Raw genomic sequence first — 19,348 nt, 5'->3', positions numbered from 1 at the left:
ACACTTCGAATATGCCTTTGCCGCGCAAGCTTCGGGTTTGCCTCATCAATCCGCGGTTCCGCCCTTCCGTCTGGAGCCGGGACGAGGTGCTTCCCGTTCTGCCTGGCAAGAAAGGCAGCTGGATCGTGACAGGTTCCCTGCCCGCCCTTGCGGCGCTTGCTCCGGATCATTGTGATGTCGTCCTGCTCGATGAGAATGTCGAGGACCTGGATTTCGAGCGGCTCGGTGCCTTCGACATCGTCGGCGTGACCGGCATGATCGTGCAGCGCGACCGCATGTTTGAAATCCTCGAGAGACTGCGCGATCTACCGATTACCGTCGCCGCGGGCGGTCCCTATGTCTCGGTGTCGGAGGCGGAGTTTGTCGACCGCTGCGACGTGCGCTTCATCGGCGAAGCCGAGGAAACGTGGCCTCGCTTCCTGACGGCTTTCGCTCGCGGAGAGCCTGTCCAGAAGCGCTACGAGCAGGACGCGAAAACCGATATGGAGACCGTCCCCACGCCTCGATATGACCTGCTGAAATCTGGAAGCTACGTGGTAGCGTCTCTACAGTTCTCGCGAGGATGCCCCTTCCTTTGTGAATTCTGCGACATCATTACCATCTTCGGTCGCCGGCCACGCCTGAAGTCGCCGGCGCAAATGATTCGCGAGTTCGATGCGATCGTGAAGGCGGGCTTCCGTACCTGTTTTCTGGTCGACGACAATTTCATCGGTAACAAGGTCAAGGCCAAGGAACTCCTGAGAGGCCTGATCGATTGGCAAAAGGTAAACGGCTATCCATTGGCCTTTTCGACAGAAGCCAGCATCAATCTGGGTGACGACGCGGAAATGCTCGATCTGATGCGTCTGGCCAATTTCCGCCAAGTCTTTGTCGGCATCGAGTCGCCCCGCGCCAAGTCGCTGATGGAAACGAGGAAGATCCAGAACGTTCGTGGCGACAGCATGATCGACAAATTGCAGCGCATCCGCGACAGCGGGCTGGTGATTCAGGCGGGTTTCATCGTCGGTTTCGATAGCGACGATGAGGCGATCTTCGATGAGCAGTTCGAGTTCATTCAGCAAATCGGTATCGCGCAAGCATCTGTGGCAATCTTGTGCCCGATCCCCACGACGCCGCTCTATGGGCGGCTGAAGATGGAGGGTCGGCTGGACCTCAGCGACCCCTATGTCAGCTTCCGCCCGAAGAAGATGACGCGCGAAGCGCTGAGGGCCGGCTATGACAGGTTGGTGCAGCGCCTTTACGAGCCGGACGCCTACTTCAGCCGCCTTGTGGATGGCTATTTCGGATCGCCAGGCTTTCGCAAGAGCCGGGCGACGCTTGCAACCCTGATCGGCCGGAAGCGTTCCGGCGTGACCCGGATTGCGGAATTGGCCGGTGCCATCCTGATGGCTGCCCGACTCTTCAGAGCTTTGCTTGCCAAGCGCAGCGCGATGTCGCTGGGCGGCGCCTATGTCAGGCATTGGCGCCGCAACCGGCGTCTCTGCGGCCGCGAGGCGATACCATTCGCCAGTTTCGTGCTGCTTTGCGCCGATCACTGGCATTTTTACACCATCTCGCGGACCAGCAGTAAGATCGAGATCGGGACCAGCCGGCCCGAAACCTTGCGGCCCATACCCGCAAATGAAGGCCTCTATCTGGACAAGACCGCAGGCGGTAGAGCTTGAACGCCGACGGATTGTGGGATGCCGATCCCGGCCCAGCGCCCGATGTTCCCGTGTCGCGCCCGCGACTGCCGACAGGCGACAGCATCCTTCCCTATCTGCACGAGATCGATGCAACCCGCTGGTACAGCAACAACGGTCCGTTGAACCGGCGTTTCCAGGAAGCTCTCAAGACTCGGACCGCTGCAGGCCATGTCGTATGTGGCGCAAACGCAACGCTGGGGTTGGCGCTCGCATTGATGGCGCAGAAACCGGCGAAGGGAAGTCTCTGCATGATGCCGTCCTGGACCTTCGCGGCCAGCGCGCACGCGGCGGTCCTCGCAGGGCTCGTTCCATGGCTGGTCGACGTAGACCTGGACAGCCAGCAACTGTTGCCCGAGAGCGCGGCAGAACTCCTCCGCCAGGCTCCCGGCGGCGTCGGAGCGGTCATGCCGGTCATGCCGTTCGGCCGCCCGATTGGTGTCGCGAACTGGGATCGGTTCAAGAGCGATACCGGTCTTGCCGTGGTAATTGACGCAGCCGCAGCCTTCGACACCTTGACGCCATCGCGGGTTCCGGCAGTCGTCAGCCTGCATGCCACCAAGGCACTCGGCATCGGCGAAGGTTGTTTTATCGCGTCAGACGACGGCTCTCTGATCGAGGAAATCGCGGAGGGTGCCAACTTTGGTTTTTCAAATTCGCGCGAGGCGGTCAGACCGGCCCTGAACGGCAAGCTCAGCGAGTATGGTGCGGCCGTCGGCCTGGCTGCACTTGAGCTGTGGCCACATACGCGTGCCGCCTACAAGCGCGTTGCCACAAGCTATAGCCGCTCGCTGGGGTCGATTTCCGGGCTGAGCTTGCCGGAGGGGTTCGGCGAAAAATGGATATCCTCCACCGTCACCATTGGCCTGCCGCCTGGTTCGATGGACCGGGCGCTCACGGCGCTGGCGAAAGGAGGGGTTGGTGTGCGCCGGTGGTGGGGTGGCGGTCTGCATCGGCACGCAGCCTTCGAACATTTTCCCAGGCTGCCGCTACAGACCACTGACATACTGGTAGCGACTCAACTGGGGCTACCCTGTTGGACCGATCTTGCGGATGAAACAATCTCCCGCATCTGCTCGATCCTCAGCGAAGTGGCTGCTGCGGGCTGAGCCGAATGTCTGGTCGAGTCTTAACGCAAAACGGCCCCTTAGCGCCCAGCGCGATGCTGGCGCGTGCGCAATTTTGCCGCCATTGTCGGCTTCCCGACGACGACATCATGCGGGCAGCCTTCATGCGCGCCGGCCCTCATGCCGATCGTCGTCCGAGCCTGACTCCCGAGCGCTCTCAAATGCAGCCGGCCAGCTTGCACTCTTGGCACGCTCCTATCCTGGCCCGTCCGTCACATCGGGCCGGGCATCATCTTGGTCGGGTTTTCCAGCATCGGAAACTCTGCCTTGCTGCATTTCACGTTCGGGTTGGTCGGACTGAACATGCCGTTCGGATTGTCTCTGAACAGCCAGGCATGAAGGTCGTAGTGGACGAACTCCCTCGGAATGAGCGGATAGTGCCCTTCCATCGGTCCCATGAAGGTCTGGCCAAATAGTTTTGGAGGTTCCTTGGTGTCTGGCGTCAGGGGCACCAGCCATTCCACGCCAACCAATTTCAAGCCTTTCTTGGTCGGCTCGTAGATCAGCACATTGGGGCGCATCGGATCGAGTTTCTGACCGACACTCGGGACGTTGACGAAATGGATGCCCATAGCGCCCTTCGGATAGTCCATTGCGCCCTCGATCCTGTCCCCGCTGTAATAGACGCACCCGACAGTCGACAGATAAAGGTCGCGGACGGCGACCGTGTAGTCTTCATATTTGGCGAGCGATTTCTTCAACGCTTCGATGTCGGCTTTGTTGGCGTCCTCGGCTCGAGCCGTGGCCGCCGCGCACCAAGCAGAGACCAGACCTGTCAAAATGAGGACGCCGCAACGCCCAAGACGAGCTGTTCTTGTCATGCATTCCTCCCAGATTTCCTTATCTGGCCGTGCAGGACCGGGGCCGACTAAGTGACTGCATGGCCGTTTGTATCGCCCCATCCCCTCTGGAACCGCACCAATGCTAATCCCTTCCAAGGCCTCCGGAAAGGGATTATTAGAAATCTCTAATGCGTTAGACCTTTTGGCGGACCACAGGAGCCCAAAAAGAAAGCGGCCCCTTGCGGGGGCCGCCTTCGCATTTCGATGCCGAACAATTCAGGTCAGCGGCGAAAGCTGGATCTCGACGCGCCGGTTCTGCGCACGGCCGGCCGCCGTTCCGTTGGACGCGATCGGACGGGTCTTGCCGAATCCGGTGACGGCGAAGCGGCGCGAATCGACACCTTGGCCTGAGAGATAGTTGGCGACCGCCAATGCGCGGCGCTGCGACAGATCGAAATTGTGTTCGTCGCCACCGGTCGAATCGGTATGGCCGAACACGTCGACCGTGGTCTGCTTGAACTTCTTCAGCACCAGCGCAACCGAGTTCAGCACCTGGTAGAAGCCGGGCTTCACCGCATCCTGGTCGACGTTGAAAGTAATGTCGGACGGCATGTTGAGGATGATCTGGTCGCCGGTGCGGGTGACGCTGACGCCGGTGCCTTCGAGCTGGCGGCGCAGTTCAGCCTCGTTCTGGTCCATGGTCGCGCCGATGGCGCCGCCGGCCAGCGCGCCGATACCGGCGCCGATCAGCGCGTTGCGGCGGTCATTGCCGCCGGCAAGCAGGCCGAGGCCCGCGCCCGCCAGGGCGCCAAGGCCGGCGCCGGCTGCGGTGTTCGAAACCTTCTGCTCCCCGGTGTACGGATCGGTCGTGGTGCAGGCACTCACCAGCACAGCCGTCGCAACGGCGACGAGCACAGTCTTTTTCATAAGGATCGTCCCTCTCCAAAGCGCGGCCTTTGCGGCTCGCGCATATAAGCCCTTCTCCGGTCTTGTAACATGAAATGCGGCGAAAAACCGAGCGGCGAAAGCGGCTTCTCCCCGCTCGCGCCACACTTCCGCTTCGGTGGCTGGTGCTGGCCTACCAGAGGTTCTTGCCGTCAATGACGACCACCTCGACCTTGTCGAGGTCGAAATCGTCGAACAGCTGCGAATTGACTGAGATCTTGGGATTGTCGAAGTCCGGTTTTCCGGTCGACCAGTCCGGCGTTTCGGTGAAGGTGCCGCAGCCGCAAATGGCGCAAAACCCGTGTTTGACGGTCTTCGATCCCCATTGATAGAAGGAAACGTTTTCCGGCGAGCTGGTGAGCTTGAATTGCGACGGAACGTAGTAAGCCCACAGCGAACCGCGCTTGGAGCAGAACGAGCAGGTGCATTGTGTTACCGTCTCGGGCGCCTGCGAAACCTCGAACGTCGTCGCCTTGCAATGACAGCTGGCCTTGATGGTCATGAAAAGCTTTCCTCTCCGTTGCCCGCCACCCATGCGGCAAGGCACCATAAAGGAAGGCTCCTGACAACTGTCTGTCAGCAGGCTCCGGTCGATCGAGCCGAGCGGCGCTCTGGCTGAAGCAGGCCCGTCGTCACCTCCCAATCGTCGTCACCTGCCGATATAGGCGGCCAGTTCGTCCGGCGTCCCGTTTGGGAAAGCCTGTTTCAGAAAATCCAGGAACGCCGACACGCGCGCGCTGAGCAGCCGCCGGGAGGGGTAGAGCGTCCATAGAGAAATTTCGGGGCCGTCAATATCCCCCCAATTCACCAGTGTGCCGTCAGCCAGGTCGTGGGCCACCAACGAAATGGGAAGCCGTCCTGCGCCGATGCCGGCTCGCACCGCATCCCGGACCATGATCAGCGTCGACAAGGCGAGGACCGGCTCGATTCTAAGTGTTGCCCGGCCACCTGGTGTCTTCACCTGCCATGTTTGCCGCTCGCCTGTCCCGCGCGCAACGCCAGGAGCGGCGAGCCCATCGGTCGGGCGAGGAAGGTCCGGGCTCGCCACAACGACCAGGCGGTCGCGGAGAAACGCCCGTCCGACCAGGCTTTCATCGGGATCCGGATTGACCCGGATTACCAGATCGTAGCCTTCCTCGATCATGTCGACATGCCGGTCTTCGGTGGTCACTTCAAGCCTCACCTCAGGATACCTCAGGGCAAATCCCGCAGCGATCCTCCCCATTGCAGTCTGCGAAAAATGCAAAGGCGCGCTGATCCGCAATCTGCCCTTGGGTCTCTGACCGCCCGAGGCAATCGCCGATGCCGTCTCGTCCAGCTCGGCAAGCAACGCCCCCGTCCGCTCGAAGAGCGCCCGTCCTTCTTCGGTCAGCTTCAGGTTACGCGCACCCCGTTCGAACAGACGCAGATCGAGACAGCTTTCCAATTCGCCAACGCGCCGGGACAACGTTGCCTTGGGCCGGCCGGTGGACCTTGCCGCTTTGCCGAAGCCGCCATGGCGAGCCACGAGGTTAAAATCGGCAAGGGCTAAAAGATCCATGACTGTCCCACCAGCGAGACGACGTGTCTAAAATTGCCGTCTACTGGGCTCTTTGTGAGCCACACATATTGGGGCTGTCAAGCAACCCAACAGGAGAAATTCCATGACCATTCTCGTTACCGGCGCCACCGGCAATATCGGCCGCCAAGTCGTCGAACAGCTCGCCAAGCGCGGCGCCGATGTGCGTGCTCTCGTGCGCGATCCGTCGAAAGCCAGTTTTCCGGCAGGCGTATCCGTCGTGCAAGGCGACTTTCTCGATGTCGATTCGCTGCGCAAAGCCATGTCTGGCGTTTCCACGCTGTTCCTCTTGAACGCCGTGGTGCCGGACGAATTCACCCAGGCTTTGATCGCCTTGAATGTCGCCCGATCGGCCGGCATCGAGCGGATCGTCTATCTCTCGGTGATCCACGCTGACGTCTATGTGAACGTGCCGCATTTCGCGGGCAAGTTCGGCGTCGAGCGAATGATCGAACAGATGGACTTCAAAGCTACGATCTTGCGCCCGGCCTACTTCATCCAGAACGATCTGACGGTCGAAGACGTCATCACCGGCTACGGCACCTACCCAATGCCGATCGGCCCCAAGGGTCTCGCCATGATCGACGCCCGCGATATCGCCGAGATCGCCGCTCTTGAGCTGCTGCGTCGCGAACGGTCCAAGGAGCCGCTTGCGTTCGAGAGGATCAACCTCGTCGGTCCGCAGACACTGACCGGGACGGACATTGCCGCAATCTGGTCAGACGTACTCGCCCGCCCGATCAGCTACAGCGGCGACAATACGGAGGGTTTTGAGCAAAATCTCAAGCAGTTCCTGCCCGCCTGGATGGCCTACGACATGCGCCTGATGGGCGAGCGTTTCTTCACCGACGGGATGTTGCCCGAGGCCGGCGACGTCGAGCGCCTGACGGCACTTCTGGGTCGCCCACTGCGCCCGTATCGCGACTTCGCCTCAGCACTCGCTGCTTCCGTCTGACGCAAGCGCCTTCAGCACCAAGGCCGGCCTTCCGATGAGAACTGCCAACAGAACTCAGTAGGAACGCGGTGGCACGAACAGGCAGATCGTCTTGCCTGCGTCGAGGCCGGCCTGGTGCGCGCACCAGTGGAAATCGCCGTCGGGTGAGTCCTTGACCCGCTTGTCGCTCATCGGCACGACCTCCCCCGTTCCGGCGATGACATAACCCTCCGGCTTTTCCAGCACCTCGCCGGTATGGGTGGTGCGGCAGTCGTAGTTTGCACAGCAGGCGAAGGGATAACTCCAGCCTTGCGGCTTCACCGCCGTGGGCTTGGCGTCATGGGCGAAGGCGGGTGCGGTCAGCACCGCCATCGCGATTGCAACGATCGGGGTGACGAACAAGGAAAACAGGAGTCGGCCAGCCGGTTGAACGGCTCTGGCCGATCGGAGAGTGGCAGCAGACATGGAAGCGTTCCTTTCACACGAGCATCAAGCGTTTCGCTTGCCCGTTCCCGGAACGTGTCTTCCCAGTGGCCGGATCGTCAGGTCGCAGATATGCCGCGTCCGGCCATAAATGCTTTTTCTCTTCCAGCGCTCGGATGCTGGGCTGATTCCTTGGCCGGCGCAAGAAGTTGCTGCGCGAGGCCGCACATCTACGCCGCCATCTGCAACCGCTGACGAGATCCAAGGCCAGGCTCAACTCCCGGCAGACGGGCAACGAAACAACGGGATTGGCCGTATGTGGTTCCAGCCTATACGTCGCCTGGACCGGCGATCACATGCCCTTCATATTGCGGCAAGTCGTCGGCGATGGTGAACCATGGCGCCTTGGAGCCGACGAAGATGTGCGCGGTCGGCCGGATCGTTGGATCGTCGACCAGCGTGCCCATGGCGACGTGGACATAGGCGCCGTCGCGGACCAGCGAATACAGCAACGAGCCGCAGCGGCTGCAATGCGCATCGTGGCCGCTGTCATCGCCGAAATGGATGAGCCCGTGATGCCCTTCGGCAAGGGCAAGTTTCTCGCGCTCGATGCCGGCGAAGGGCTTGAAGGCGGAACCTGTGGTGCGCCGGCAGTTCGAACAATGGCAGTTGGCGGCATAGACGAACTCGTCCGCCACTTCATACTGGACCGCGCCGCAAAAGCATTTGCCGGTGAGCCTGCGAGTCATGGTTCCTCCTTCGCTCCCCCGCCAAGGGATGTTCTTATTCAAGTCAGCCGAGTCGAAAGTGGCGGAAGCGCAGGAATCTGCCATTCGCAGGCCGGCCTCAGCTGAATATGGACATATCCTAGTCGAGGTCGGCCACGGCTTCACCGGCACCGCCCTCGATGCGCTGCGACAACGAAGCTTCCATGAAGTCGTCGAGGTCGCCGTCGAGCACGCTCGACGGGCTGGTGCTCTCGACGCCGGTGCGCAGGTCCTTCACCAACTGGTAGGGCTGCAGCACATAGGAACGGATCTGGTGACCCCAGCCGATGTCGCTCTTCGACGCTTCTGTGGCATTGGCCACCGCTTCGCGCTTCTTCAGCTCTTCCTCGTAAAGGCGCGAGCGCAGCATTTCCCAGGCCTTCGCCTTGTTCTTGTGCTGCGAGCGTTCGGCCTGGCAGGCAACCGCGATGCCGGTGGCGATATGGGTGATGCGAACCGCCGAGTCCGTGGTGTTGACGTGCTGGCCGCCCGAACCGGATGAGCGGTAGGTGTCGATGCGTACATCGGATTCCGAGACGTCGATCTCGATCCTGTCATCGACGACCGGGTAGACCCAGACGCTGGAGAAGGACGTGTGGCGGCGCGCATTGCTGTCATAGGGTGAAATGCGGACCAGGCGATGAACGCCCGACTCGGTCTTCAGCCAGCCATAGGCATTGTGGCCCTTGATCAGGAGCGTGGCGGACTTGATGCCGGCCTCTTCGCCGTCATGGACTTCCAGCACTTCGACCTTGAAACGGCGACGCTCGGCCCAGCGCGTGTACATGCGCAGAAGCATCGAGGCCCAGTCCTGGCTCTCGGTGCCGCCGGCGCCGGCATGGACTTCGAGATAGGTGTCGTTGGCGTCGGCCTCGCCCGACAGCAGCGTCTCGACCTGGCGGGCCTTGGCCTCGCCCTGCATCGAGCGGAGGGCTGCTTCCGCCTCGGCGATCACGCTCTGGTCGCCCTCTTCCTCACCCAGTTCGATCAGGCCGATATTGTCTTCCAGCGCCTGAGTCAGGCTTTTGACGCCGGCGATCCCGTCTTCGAGGCCTTGGCGCTCGCGCATCAGCTTTTGCGCTTCCAGCGGATCATTCCAGAGGCTGGAATCCTCGGCGCGCACGTTCAGGTATTCAAGCCGCTTTATAGCCTGATCCCAGTCAAAGATGCCTCCTCAGCAGGGTGATCGCCTGCCTGATCTCGTCGACAATATTCTGCGTTTCCGCGCGCATGGCTGGTTGTTCTGTCCTGTTTTTGAAGTGGCGCTTGGGTCGGCGCGATACATAGGCACGGCATTGCTGCCTGTAAAGCGAAATGGGCCGGCTCAACAAGCCAGCCCATTCGACGTAAAAAATCAGGTCGTCAGTAGAGTCCGCCGCCGGGTGCCTGGATAGCTTCCGTAGCCTGCGGCGATAGCGGTCCGCCGGCGCCGTTGGACCCGTCGGCGCCCATGCCGATCACCCAATAGCTGTCGGCGGGGCCGGTGCCGGGCTTGAAGGCTTCGATGATGGTGCCGGGATCGCCCGACGCGGCACGCATGCCGGTCTTGCGGTTGATCGCGACCAGGTTCATGCCTTCCGGCACCTTGAAGTCGACATTGGGCGTGCCGTCCAGCGCAACGCGCATGAAGTCCTTGAAGATAGGCGCCGCCAGACCACCGCCGGTGGCGCCATGGCCGAGACCGCGCGGCGTGTCGTAACCCATGTAGAGGCCGACGACGAGGTTCGGCGTATAGCCGATGAACCAGGCGTCCTTCTCGTCATTGGTCGTTCCGGTCTTGCCGGCGATGTGGCGGCCAAGCTCGGCGATGGTGGCGCCGGTGCCGCGCTGGACCACGCCTTCCATCATCGAGGTGATCTGGTAGGCAGTCATCGGATCGAGCACCTGCTCGGAATTGTCGACCAGTTCCGGTTCGGGCTGGTTGTTCCATTCGGGCGCGTTGCAGCCTTCGCAGCCGCGCTCGTCCTGCTTGAACACGGTCTTGCCGTAGCGGTCCTGGATGCGGTCGATGAGCGAGGGTTTGATCGACTTGCCGCCATTGGCCATGATCGAATAGGCCGACACCATGCGCATCACCGTCGTCTCGCCGGAGCCCAGCGCCATCGGCAGATACGGCGCCAGATGGTCGTAGACGCCGAAACGCTCGGCATATTCCACCACCAGCTTCATTCCCATGTCGTTGGCGAGCCGCACCGTCATCAAATTGCGCGACTTTTCGATACCGGAGCGCAAGGTCGCGGGGCCGGCCACCGTGCCGTCATAGTTCTTCGGCGTCCAGGTCGTGTTGCCGCTCTGGATGGTGATCGGTCCGTCCATGATAACCGAGGCCGGCGTATAGCCATTGTCGAGCGCGGCCGAATAGACGATCGGCTTGAAGGACGATCCCGGCTGGCGCATCGCCTGCGTGGCGCGGTTGAACTCCGACTGCGCATAGGAGAAGCCGCCGACCATGGCCAGCACGCGGCCGGTATGTGGATCCATGGCGATCAGGCCGCCCTCCACTTCCGGCACCTGGCGCAACGTGTAGGCGCCTTCCGACCCTTCGTTCTTCTGCACGAAGATGACGTCGCCGGGCTGCAGTACATCGGCCGGAGACTTGGCCTTGACCGTCTTGCCATCGACCACATGGCGCATGGCAAAGCTCATGTCTTCCTTGCTGACGGCGCCTTCGACGCGTTCCTTGACGATGTCGCCTGATATCTGCCGCGTCGGCTGCAGGCCGATGGAAAGGCCGGTCGCCGAGCTGTCGAGCACGACGGCAAGCGACCATTCCGGCACGTCTTCCAGCCCCTTGACGTTGCCCAGCGCCACGCCCCAGTCGCCGGAAGCATCGATATGCGTCACCGGTCCGCGATAGCCGCGCAGCGTGTCGTATTTGAGCAAGCCGTTCTGCATCGACTTGCGGGCGATGAGCTGGATCTTCGGATCGAGCGTCGTGCGCACCGAAAGGCCGCCCTCATAGAGCGCGTTCTCGCCATAGCGCGAGATGATCTGGCGGCGCACTTCCTCGGTGAAATATTCACCCGCAAACAGATAGGAGCCATTGCGGCGCGGCGTCACGCCAAGCGGCTCGGCCTTGGCCTTGTCGCCTTCCTCGCGCGTCACGTAGCCGTTCTCGACCATCTGGTCGATGACCCAGTTGCGGCGCTCGATGGCGCGGTCGGCATGCTTGAAGGGATGGTAGTTGTTGGGCCCCTTCGGCAGCGACGCCAGATAAGCGGCTTCCGCGACGGTGAGTTCGTTGACCGACTTGTCGAAATAGGTCAGTGCCGCGCCCGCAACGCCATAGGCGCCGAAACCGAAGAAGATTTCGTTGAGATAGAGCTCAAGGATGCGGTCCTTCGAATAAGCCTGCTCGATGCGGAAGGCCAGGATCATCTCCTTGATCTTGCGCTCGTAGGTCTGGTCCGAGGACAAGAGGAAGTTCTTCGCCACCTGCTGGGTGATGGTCGAGGCGCCGACCTGGCGCCTGCCCGAACCCAGATTCTGCAGGTTGACGTAGATGGCGCGGCCAAGCCCGGTGATGTCGATGCCGGGATGGTTGTAGAAATTCTTGTCCTCGGCCGACAGGAACGCCGCCTTGACCCGGTCCGGAACCGCCTGGATCGGCAGATAGAGCCGCCGTTCGCGCGCATATTCGGCCATCAGCGAGCCGTCGGAAGCATGGATGCGGGTCGTCACCGGCGGCTCGTACTTGGCCAGAACCTCGTAGTCGGGTAGGTCTTTCGACAGATGGCTGATGTATATCGCCACGCCCGCGGCGACGATAAGCGCCAGCGTCGTGCCGATACCAAAGAAATAGCCGATAAGACGAATCATGCCCGCTCCAGTCCGAGGTCCGGGAATTTCCTAGACGAAGCCGCCTTTCGCGCAAGCCTTCGCAACTGTCCCGATCCGTGATGGAAAACCCATGTCGCCACCATGTGGGCAAAATACGGCAGTGCCCGGTTTCGGCATCCCCCACCGGAAATAAAAGCGCCTAGTGTTGTCCCCGTGCAACGCTGCCTCCGGTCGTGGGCGGCGGCGACCATCTCAGCCTCCGGTTCCCGTTCCCATCTTGGCGGAGGCAAACAGGGCGACGGCGTTGGTGATGCTCTGCGCCGCCTTGCCGCGCCAGTCGGCGTCGAGCAGTTGCGCCTCATCCTTGGCGTTGGAGAGATAGCCGAGTTCCACCAGCACCGACGGCACATCGGGCGCTTTCAGCACTTTGAAGCCGGCCGAACGCTGCGGATTGTTGATCAGGCCGACGCTGGTGGACAACTGGCCGACCAGAGTGTGGGCAAAGCTCATCGAGAAATTATGCGTCTCGCGGCGGATCAGGTCGATCAGTATGTCGGTGACTTCCTTGTTGTCGTCCTTGATCACCATGCCGGCGAACTGGTCGGAGAGGTTTTCACGGTCGGCAAGCGCCTGCGCTTGCGGATCGGACGCCTTGTCGGAGACGGTATAGACGGTGGCGCCTCTGATACCCTTGACGCTGATCGTGTCGGCATGGATCGAGATCAAAAGGTCAGCCTCGTGCTGCCGGGCGATGCGCACGCGGTCATCGAGCCGCAGGAACTCGTCGGTGTCGCGCGTCATGAACACGTCGTAGTTGCCGACGGTGGCGAGCTTGTCGCGCAATTCAGTGGCAAAGGCCAAGGTCACGTTCTTCTCGATGGTGCCGTTGAGGCCTTCGGCGCCACCGTCGATGCCGCCATGGCCGGGATCGATGACGATGGTGAAGCGATGCCCGGGATTGGAGATCGGCCCTGTGCCGACCCTGGAGCCCTTGTCGGTGGAGACGGTCGAGCCAGTGGTCAGCGCCTGGTTGGCAAGGGCTTCGTCGAACTCGCGGTCGGAGGCTGCCGACATGTCGATGGCGATGCGATAGCCTGCGCCGTCCTCGTTCTTGAGCACCTCGAGCTTGTCGACCGAGAACGGCCCCTTGCCGGTCAGGATCAGCCGCGATCCCTCGCCCTGATCGCCATAACGCACCGCTTTGACCAGGCCGCGGGCCTTGGCGTCCTTCGCGCCAATGGCGAATCGGGTGCGCGGCAGGTCCACGACCAGCCGGTTGGGGCCGCGCAGCAGGAACCATTTGATGTCGGGCTCGCGGTCGAAATCGATGACGATGCGCATCTTGGTTGCGTCGCCGGCCATCTTGTAGGCGGTGGCGCCGAGTGGCGCATCGGCGGCGCGTGAAACCGGCGCAAAAGCAAGGCAAAGCGCCAGCAGCAACAGCACACCGGCAGCGCGCAGGAAACGGCCTGCACGGCCATGGCCCTTGTCTGTGGTGCCCGCCAGTCCCATTTCTTGCAGTCGCTCCTGGTTTGGCGCCTTGCGCCCGCGTGGTTGGTCGAAATGCCGGTCAGGCCGCAGACTCGATTAACGATTGGTATCCAGAGAAGGTTAACCAAGCCTTTTCATTGAGGATTAAGGCCTGTGCTTCCGTTACGGCACTGCTTTTTGCCGGCATCCGAAATCGGGGTTGCCTTCCACCCCGTCAAATCATAAAAGCGATGGTGGATCACTGCAATCCTGGAACCGCTTCTCCCGCAGCTTCCTGCTACAGGTCAGATGAAAGGCGGCTCCTTTCGCTTCCCGCGAAAAGGCTTCAGGTGATCGCGACGAATTTCGCAGGTGTGCGCCCGTGGCGGGGGAATCGCCTGCGTGAGGAAAACGGCCGGGTTTGTTCCCGTGCCGGCTCTGTATGAGCAAACAAGCTGGTCCGGTTCGTCCGGGCTTTGGTTCAAAAGGTTCTGCTGGTGACGATGGCTTCAAGCGCAATCATGGAAAGGTCCGCATCAAACCGCGCCATTGTGGCTGCGGGCGGCACCGCCATGGCGCTCAAGCGGCGTCCGGCGGACATTCAGACATCCGGCACCCACATCCCAGACACGCAGCAGCGGGCTTTGCCTCGCAAGCTGCGGCTGACGGCTGCCGGGAGGAAACGAAATAATGCCCAACAAAATGCTGATAGACGCCTCCCACCCGGAGGAAACACGCGTTGTCGTTATCCGCGGTAACCGTATTGAAGAATTCGACTTTGAATCTCAGGACAAGAAGCAGCTCAAAGGAAACATCTATCTCGCCCGCGTAACGCGCGTCGAACCTTCCCTTCAGGCAGCCTTTGTCGAATATGGCGGCAACCGTCACGGTTTCCTCGCCTTCAGTGAAATTCACCCCGACTATTACCAGATCCCGGTCGCCGATCGTCAGGCTTTGCTGCGCGCTGAAGCGCAGGAAGCCGAGGACGAGGAGAACGAGGACAATGACGGCGACGACCGCCAGAGCCGCGATCGCGGCCGGCGCGGCCGCCGGCGCGGCGGCAAGGGTCGTGAGCGAGGCGAACACAAGCGCGACGCCGGCGCCGATGATGAGAACGGCGAACATGGCGATGCCGGCAGCGATGCCGTCTCCGAAGCGCCTGCTTCCGAGCATGCCGCGGCCGATACCGCCGGGCATGACGATCATGCCGGGCATGGCGACAGCGAAGCCTCCGACGCCGAGACATCCAGGAGCGAACCGTCGGAAGGCGGCCCGACATCGATCGCGGCAAGCGTCGAAGCGGATGTGATCTCCGAAGCTGTCCCTGCGGCGGAGCCGGGTGACGAAAGGTCGTCCAGCGAGGCAAGTGGCGAAGCCACCTCCGGGGACAATGACCGCGGCATGCTGGAAGAGGTGCAGTCCTCGCATCCGGACGACCACGAGATCGAATCCGTAGGCGCCGAGGATGCGCTGGAAGAGGTGCGCAGCCGCCGCAAGCCGGTGCGCCGCCAGTACAAGATTCAGGAAGTCATCAAGCGCCGGCAGATTCTGCTGGTGCAGGTGGTCAAGGAAGAGCGCGGCAACAAGGGCGCTGCACTCACCACCTATCTGTCGCTTGCCGGCCGCTATTCCGTGCTGATGCCCAACACCGCACGCGGCGGCGGCATTTCGCGCAAGATCACCAGTGCGGTCGACCGCAAGCGCCTCAAGGAGGTCGTTGCCGATCTCGAAGTGCCGCAGGGCATGGGCGTCATCCTGCGCACCGCCGGCGAAAGCCGCACCAAGGCGGAAATCAAGCGCGACTACGAATACCTGATGCGGCTTTGGGAAAACGTCCGCAATCTGACGCTGCAATCCACCGCCCCTGCCCTCGTCTATGAGGAAGGCAGCCTGATCAAGCGCTCGGTGCGCGACCTCTACAACAAGGATATTGACGAGATTCTTGTCTCCGGCGAGGAAGGCTACCGCGAGGCCAAGGATTTCATGCGCATGCTGATGCCGAGCCACGCCAAGGTGGTTCAGCCGTTCCGCGACACGACGCCGATCTTCGTGCGCAACGGCATCGAGGCGCAGCTCGACCGCATGCTGCAGCCGCAGGTGACGCTGAAGAGCGGCGGCTACATCATCATCAACCAGACCGAGGCGCTGGTCGCCATCGACGTCAATTCGGGCCGCTCCACCAAGGAGCACTCGATCGAGGACACCGCTCTCCACACCAACCTTGAAGCGGCGGAAGAAGTCGCCAGACAATTGAGGCTGCGCGATCTCGCCGGCCTGATCGTCATCGACTTCATCGACATGGAGGAGAACCGCAACAACCGCTCCGTCGAGAAGCGGCTGAAGGATCACCTCAAGAACGACCGAGCCCGCATCCAGGTCGGCCGCATCTCGCATTTCGGCCTGATGGAGATGTCTCGCCAGCGCATCCGCGCCAGCGTGCTGGAATCGACCATGAAGCCCTGCCCGCATTGCGGCGGCACCGGCCATGTGCGCTCCGATTCGTCGGTGGCGCTGATGGTGGTGAGGGCGATCGAGGAATTCCTGCTCAAGGATTCGCGCAGCCACATCACGGTGCGGACCCCGGCGGCGACCGCTCTCTATGTGCTCAACCACAAGCGCGGCACGCTGGTGGAACTCGAAAGCCGCTTTGGCTTGACCATCACCGTCGAGGCCGATGATACGGTCGGTGTGCAGCATTACGCGATCTTCCGCGGCGCCATTGCCGAAAAGCCGGAAGGCTTTGTCGAAGCGCGAACCTTCCCGGCCTATGTCGAGCCGGAAGAGCCCGAGGACGAGATCGTCATCGAGGAGGAAGACGACGAGGTTGTGGTACAGGCAGAGCAGCCGCGTCAGGCGCAGCCGCAGTCGCAGCAGCAGCAGCCGAGATCGGCTGAGGACGGCGAAGGCCGCGATCGCAAGCGTCGCAAGCGCCGCAGGCGGCGCGGCGGCAAGGATCGCGAACGCGAACATGGCGATCGCGAGCATGGCGCCGAAGGTGCTTCGGTTTCGGCGGCAAGCGACGACTTTGCCGCTGAACCAGGCGATGACGATGCAACACAGCAAGACGAAGCCCAGGTTGGCGCCGTCGAAACGGTGGAAGCATCAGATGACGCCCAGGGCAAGAAGCGCCGTCGCGGCAAGCGCGGCGGCAAGCGCAATCGTCGCGAAGACGGCACGGAGACCGAAGCCGGCGAAACCGCCTCGGTGGCCGAGGCCGCTGAAGTCGGAACGGCCGCAAGCGAGCCCGTGGCAGCCGTAGCGGTTGAAGAAGCAGCGGCTCCCGCCGCGGCGAACGACGACGCTCCAGCCGAAAAGCCGAAGAAGAAGCGCGCTTCAAGGGCAAAGAAGGCTGTGGTGGAAGTCGCCGATGAGACGGCGGCCGAGGCTGCACCGGAAGCTGCCGTCGAAGCAGCCGCCCCCGCTGCGGCCGATGCCGCCACGGAAACGACAGTCGACGACGAGCCCGCCAAGGCTCGCCCGTCACGGCGCAAAGCCGTGGCCGCGGATACCTCCGCGGTGCCGGTGGTTTCCTCCAGCGTTGCTGACGAGGCAAAGTCAGAGGAAAAGCCGAAGCGCGCCGGCTGGTGGCAGCGGAAGGGCTTTTTCTAAGCTATTCAGCCGATTAAGATAGGTTCCTGACAAAAATCCCGCGCCGTTCAAACCACGGCGCGGGATATTTGCATGCGCGAATGACGGAAGGCGTCAGGGGGCGAAAATCGACCAGTTCATCATCCTGGCCAGTTTTTCCAAGGCGATCGACCCCAGCTTGGAATTGCCGTTGGCGTTCAAGCCCGGCGACCATACGGCGAGCGAAGCAACACCCGGCACGATCCCCAATATGCCACCGCCGACGCCGCTTTTGCCGGGAATGCCGACACGGAAGGCGAAATCGCCGGAGCCGTCATAGTGGCCGCAGGTCAGCATCATGGCGCCGATGCGCCGCGCCCGCTCGGCAGACACCACGGAGTGCCCGGTTGCCGGGTTTCTGCCGCCATTGGCGAGGAAGCGGCCGGCCAGCGCCAATTGCCGGCAGCTCATGGCGATGGCGCAATGGTGGAAGTACACGCCCAGCGCCAGCTCCGGTGCATGGTGGAGATTGCCGAAGGATTTCATGTAGTTGGCAAGCGCGAAGTTGCGATAGCCGGTGGCGCGTTCGGAAGCCGCGACCTCGCGGTCGATGATGATCGCTTCGTCATCAGCAAGGAACTGGATGAAGCGCAGGATTTCGCCGATCGCCTCGCGCGGCTGGTGGCCGGCAAGCAGTATGTCGGAGACGACGATGGCGCCGGCATTGATGAACGGATTGCGCGGAATGCCGTTCTCATGCTCGAGCTGCACGATCGAGTTGAACGGATTGCCCGACGGCTCGCGTCCGACACGCTGCCACAGCGCGTCGCCGACATTGCCGAGCGCCAACGTGAGCGTAAACACCTTGGAGATGGACTGGATCGAAAACGCCTGGTCGGCGTCGCCGGCGACCAGCACGCGGCCGTCATTGGTCACGGCGGCAATGCCGAATTTCTTCGGATCGACCTTGCCGAGCTGCGGAATGTAGGTGGCGACCTCGCCGCGATCGGAGCGCTCGGCCATCTCGGCGGCGATGTCGGCCAGCGCTTGTTCAAGATCCGGCATGCTCGTCCCCGCTATTTCAGCCAGCGCTCGATGCGCGCCATCGCCTCGACCATGTCGTCATGGCTGCCGGCATAGGAAAAGCGCATCGTGCGGTGTCCTGCCAGCGGATCGAAATCGCGACCGGGCGTCGCCGCCACATGCGCTTCGGCCAGCATTTTGCGCGCAAAGGCCATGCTGTCATTGGTATGCCGGGTGACATCGCAGAAAGCGTAGAAGGCACCGTCCATCGGCGCCGCCAAGGGAAATCCGAGTTCCGGAAGGCGCCGCATCAACAGCTCGCGGTTCCAGGCATAGCGCGCCTTCACTGCTTCCAGCTCTTGCGTCGCCTTGAAGGCTTCGATCGCCGCGATCTGCGACAGTTCCGGCGGCGAGATGTAGAGGCTCTGGGCGATGCGCTCGATCGGCCTCACCAGAGCTTCCGGCAGCACCATCCAGCCAATGCGCCAGCCGGTCATGCAATAATATTTCGAGAAGGAATTGATCACCGTCACGCCTGAGCCATGGGCCAGCGCAGTGGTGTCGGGCGCGGCATAGGCCAGCCGATGATAGATTTCGTCCGATATCACCGCGATGCCGAGTTCTTCGGCTGTCCTCACCAGTGCGGACAACTCGTCGGCGGGAATGACCGCACCTGTCGGATTGGCCGGGCTGGCGAACAACACGCCCTTCAGCGGTTTTTCCTGGTGCGCCGATTTCAAATGCTCGGCGTGCAGGTAGGCGTCCGTGCCGAGCTCGATCTCGACGATCTCGATGCCGAGCGCGGCCATGATGTTGCGGTAGGCCGGATAGCCGGGTGCTGCGATGGCGACGCGGTCGCCGGGATCGAACATCGCCAGGAATGCCAGATTGAAGGCGGCCGACGATCCCGTGGTCACGGCGATCCGGTTCGGCGCGACATCGATCCCGTAGTGATCGCCATAATGTCCGGCGATCGCCTTGCGCAGATCCGCCAGACCGAGCGTGTCGGTATAGCCGATGCGTCCGATCCTCAGCGCATTTGCGGCTGCTTCCCTCACGCCCACGGGCGCCGGATCGGATGGCTGGCCGACGGCCATGGAGACGACAGGCACGCCCGTCGCCTTCAGCCGGTTGGCTTCGGCCAGAATGTCCATGGCGTGAAACGGCTCGACTTCACCGCGGCGCGACAGCGAAACTACCATTTGACCTCAATCTTTCCGTCCGGCCCGCCGCTCAAAGCCATCAACCGGCGGCAGCGCCGCACAAATGCCCGATTGATGTGAGGATCAC

At 62.2% G+C, this 19,348-nt stretch carries 15 protein-coding genes; 4 read left to right on the top strand and 11 right to left on the bottom strand.

Features of this window, described 5'->3' with window-relative positions:
- Positions 1-11 precede the first annotated feature (11 nt).
- Positions 12-1,664, top strand: a complete 1,653-nt coding sequence (locus NKH35_RS05485) for a B12-binding domain-containing radical SAM protein (RefSeq protein ID WP_352913663.1) — start codon at positions 12-14, stop codon at positions 1,662-1,664.
- Positions 1,661-2,791 (top strand): DegT/DnrJ/EryC1/StrS family aminotransferase, encoded by a 1,131-nt coding sequence (locus tag NKH35_RS05480; RefSeq protein WP_050485848.1) that lies wholly within the window; start codon positions 1,661-1,663, stop codon positions 2,789-2,791. The genes NKH35_RS05485 and NKH35_RS05480 overlap by 4 nt, the downstream gene beginning before the upstream one ends.
- Positions 2,792-3,021: 230 nt before the next feature.
- Here the strand turns inward: NKH35_RS05480 and NKH35_RS05475 are convergent, their stop codons facing one another.
- The 4 genes from NKH35_RS05475 to NKH35_RS05460 form a co-directional block, all read right to left on the bottom strand.
- Positions 3,022-3,630: a hypothetical protein gene (locus NKH35_RS05475; RefSeq protein ID WP_023691231.1), complete on the bottom strand. Its 609-nt coding sequence runs from the start codon at positions 3,628-3,630 to the stop codon at positions 3,022-3,024.
- A gap of 237 nt (positions 3,631-3,867) precedes the next feature.
- The gene (locus NKH35_RS05470) at positions 3,868-4,518 is read right to left on the bottom strand and encodes a YiaD family glycine zipper/OmpA-like lipoprotein (protein ID WP_023667470.1); all 651 of its coding nucleotides are present in this window, start codon (positions 4,516-4,518) and stop codon (positions 3,868-3,870) included.
- Between the two features lie 151 nt (positions 4,519-4,669).
- On the bottom strand, positions 4,670-5,038 hold the full coding sequence (locus NKH35_RS05465) for a GFA family protein (protein ID WP_352913661.1): 369 nt from the start codon (positions 5,036-5,038) through the stop codon (positions 4,670-4,672).
- Between the two features lie 147 nt (positions 5,039-5,185).
- The gene (locus NKH35_RS05460; protein ID WP_352913658.1) at positions 5,186-6,076 is read right to left on the bottom strand and encodes a LysR family transcriptional regulator; all 891 of its coding nucleotides are present in this window, start codon (positions 6,074-6,076) and stop codon (positions 5,186-5,188) included.
- Positions 6,077-6,179: 103 nt separating this feature from the next.
- Here NKH35_RS05460 and NKH35_RS05455 point away from each other — a divergent pair, with 103 nt between their 5' ends.
- Positions 6,180-7,049 (top strand): NmrA/HSCARG family protein, encoded by an 870-nt coding sequence (locus NKH35_RS05455; RefSeq protein WP_023715785.1) that lies wholly within the window; start codon positions 6,180-6,182, stop codon positions 7,047-7,049.
- A gap of 54 nt (positions 7,050-7,103) precedes the next feature.
- Here the strand turns inward: NKH35_RS05455 and NKH35_RS05450 are convergent, their stop codons facing one another.
- The 5 genes from NKH35_RS05450 to NKH35_RS05430 all read right to left on the bottom strand — a co-directional run bounded on the left by NKH35_RS05450 (position 7,104) and on the right by NKH35_RS05430 (position 13,510).
- Complete coding sequence (locus tag NKH35_RS05450) at positions 7,104-7,493, bottom strand: hypothetical protein (protein WP_352913657.1); 390 nt, start codon at positions 7,491-7,493, stop codon at positions 7,104-7,106.
- 287 nt (positions 7,494-7,780) lie between these two features.
- Positions 7,781-8,200 carry a GFA family protein gene (locus tag NKH35_RS05445; protein WP_023691227.1) on the bottom strand — a complete coding sequence of 140 codons (420 nt, stop codon included), beginning with the start codon at positions 8,198-8,200 and terminating at the stop codon, positions 7,781-7,783.
- Positions 8,201-8,318: 118 nt separating this feature from the next.
- Positions 8,319-9,450 (bottom strand): peptide chain release factor 2 gene (gene prfB, locus NKH35_RS05440; RefSeq protein WP_155922402.1). Its coding sequence is split into 2 segments (ribosomal slippage): positions 8,319-9,383 and positions 9,385-9,450, totalling 1,131 coding nucleotides; the frame shifts between segments, so codons are not numbered across the junction.
- A gap of 130 nt (positions 9,451-9,580) precedes the next feature.
- Positions 9,581-12,037, bottom strand: coding sequence for a penicillin-binding protein 1A (locus NKH35_RS05435; protein WP_023695364.1), 2,457 nt, complete (start codon positions 12,035-12,037; stop codon positions 9,581-9,583).
- Positions 12,038-12,250: 213 nt separating this feature from the next.
- Positions 12,251-13,510: an N-acetylmuramoyl-L-alanine amidase gene (locus NKH35_RS05430; RefSeq protein ID WP_023695365.1), complete on the bottom strand. Its 1,260-nt coding sequence runs from the start codon at positions 13,508-13,510 to the stop codon at positions 12,251-12,253.
- Positions 13,511-14,158: 648 nt separating this feature from the next.
- Here NKH35_RS05430 and NKH35_RS05425 point away from each other — a divergent pair.
- Positions 14,159-17,077, top strand: a complete 2,919-nt coding sequence (locus tag NKH35_RS05425; RefSeq protein ID WP_352913656.1) for an Rne/Rng family ribonuclease — start codon at positions 14,159-14,161, stop codon at positions 17,075-17,077.
- Between the two features lie 93 nt (positions 17,078-17,170).
- Here NKH35_RS05425 and NKH35_RS05420 read toward each other — a convergent pair whose 3' ends face one another.
- The gene (locus tag NKH35_RS05420) at positions 17,171-18,100 is read right to left on the bottom strand and encodes a glutaminase (protein WP_023710571.1); all 930 of its coding nucleotides are present in this window, start codon (positions 18,098-18,100) and stop codon (positions 17,171-17,173) included.
- 11 nt (positions 18,101-18,111) lie between these two features.
- A complete protein-coding gene (locus NKH35_RS05415) occupies positions 18,112-19,260 on the bottom strand; it encodes a pyridoxal phosphate-dependent aminotransferase (protein WP_023710572.1) in 1,149 nt (382 codons plus the stop codon).
- Between the last annotated feature and the right edge of the window lie 88 nt (positions 19,261-19,348).

It is taken from the genome of Mesorhizobium sp. M1143, from assembly GCF_040318435.1.
Classification (GTDB): Bacteria; Pseudomonadota; Alphaproteobacteria; order Rhizobiales; family Rhizobiaceae; genus Mesorhizobium.
The sequence above is the reverse complement of the archived record's forward strand: the minus strand, read 5'-3'. Positions and strand labels throughout refer to the sequence as shown.

What these genes read in the sequence shown, in the direction of transcription:
- NKH35_RS05485 (WP_352913663.1), top strand. Translation starts at nt 12, where the DNA reads ATGCCTTTGCCGCGCAAGCTTCGGGTTTGCCTCATCAATCCGCGGTTC.
- NKH35_RS05475 (WP_023691231.1), bottom strand. Translation starts at nt 3,630, where the DNA reads ATGACAAGAACAGCTCGTCTTGGGCGTTGCGGCGTCCTCATTTTGACA.
- NKH35_RS05470 (WP_023667470.1), bottom strand. Translation starts at nt 4,518, where the DNA reads ATGAAAAAGACTGTGCTCGTCGCCGTTGCGACGGCTGTGCTGGTGAGT.
- NKH35_RS05465 (WP_352913661.1), bottom strand. Translation starts at nt 5,038, where the DNA reads ATGACCATCAAGGCCAGCTGTCATTGCAAGGCGACGACGTTCGAGGTT.
- NKH35_RS05460 (WP_352913658.1), bottom strand. Translation starts at nt 6,076, where the DNA reads ATGGATCTTTTAGCCCTTGCCGATTTTAACCTCGTGGCTCGCCATGGC.
- NKH35_RS05455 (WP_023715785.1), top strand. Translation starts at nt 6,180, where the DNA reads ATGACCATTCTCGTTACCGGCGCCACCGGCAATATCGGCCGCCAAGTC.
- NKH35_RS05450 (WP_352913657.1), bottom strand. Translation starts at nt 7,493, where the DNA reads ATGTCTGCTGCCACTCTCCGATCGGCCAGAGCCGTTCAACCGGCTGGC.
- NKH35_RS05445 (WP_023691227.1), bottom strand. Translation starts at nt 8,200, where the DNA reads ATGACTCGCAGGCTCACCGGCAAATGCTTTTGCGGCGCGGTCCAGTAT.
- NKH35_RS05435 (WP_023695364.1), bottom strand. Translation starts at nt 12,037, where the DNA reads ATGATTCGTCTTATCGGCTATTTCTTTGGTATCGGCACGACGCTGGCG.
- NKH35_RS05430 (WP_023695365.1), bottom strand. Translation starts at nt 13,510, where the DNA reads ATGGGACTGGCGGGCACCACAGACAAGGGCCATGGCCGTGCAGGCCGT.
- NKH35_RS05425 (WP_352913656.1), top strand. Translation starts at nt 14,159, where the DNA reads ATGCCCAACAAAATGCTGATAGACGCCTCCCACCCGGAGGAAACACGC.
- NKH35_RS05420 (WP_023710571.1), bottom strand. Translation starts at nt 18,100, where the DNA reads ATGCCGGATCTTGAACAAGCGCTGGCCGACATCGCCGCCGAGATGGCC.
- NKH35_RS05415 (WP_023710572.1), bottom strand. Translation starts at nt 19,260, where the DNA reads ATGGTAGTTTCGCTGTCGCGCCGCGGTGAAGTCGAGCCGTTTCACGCC.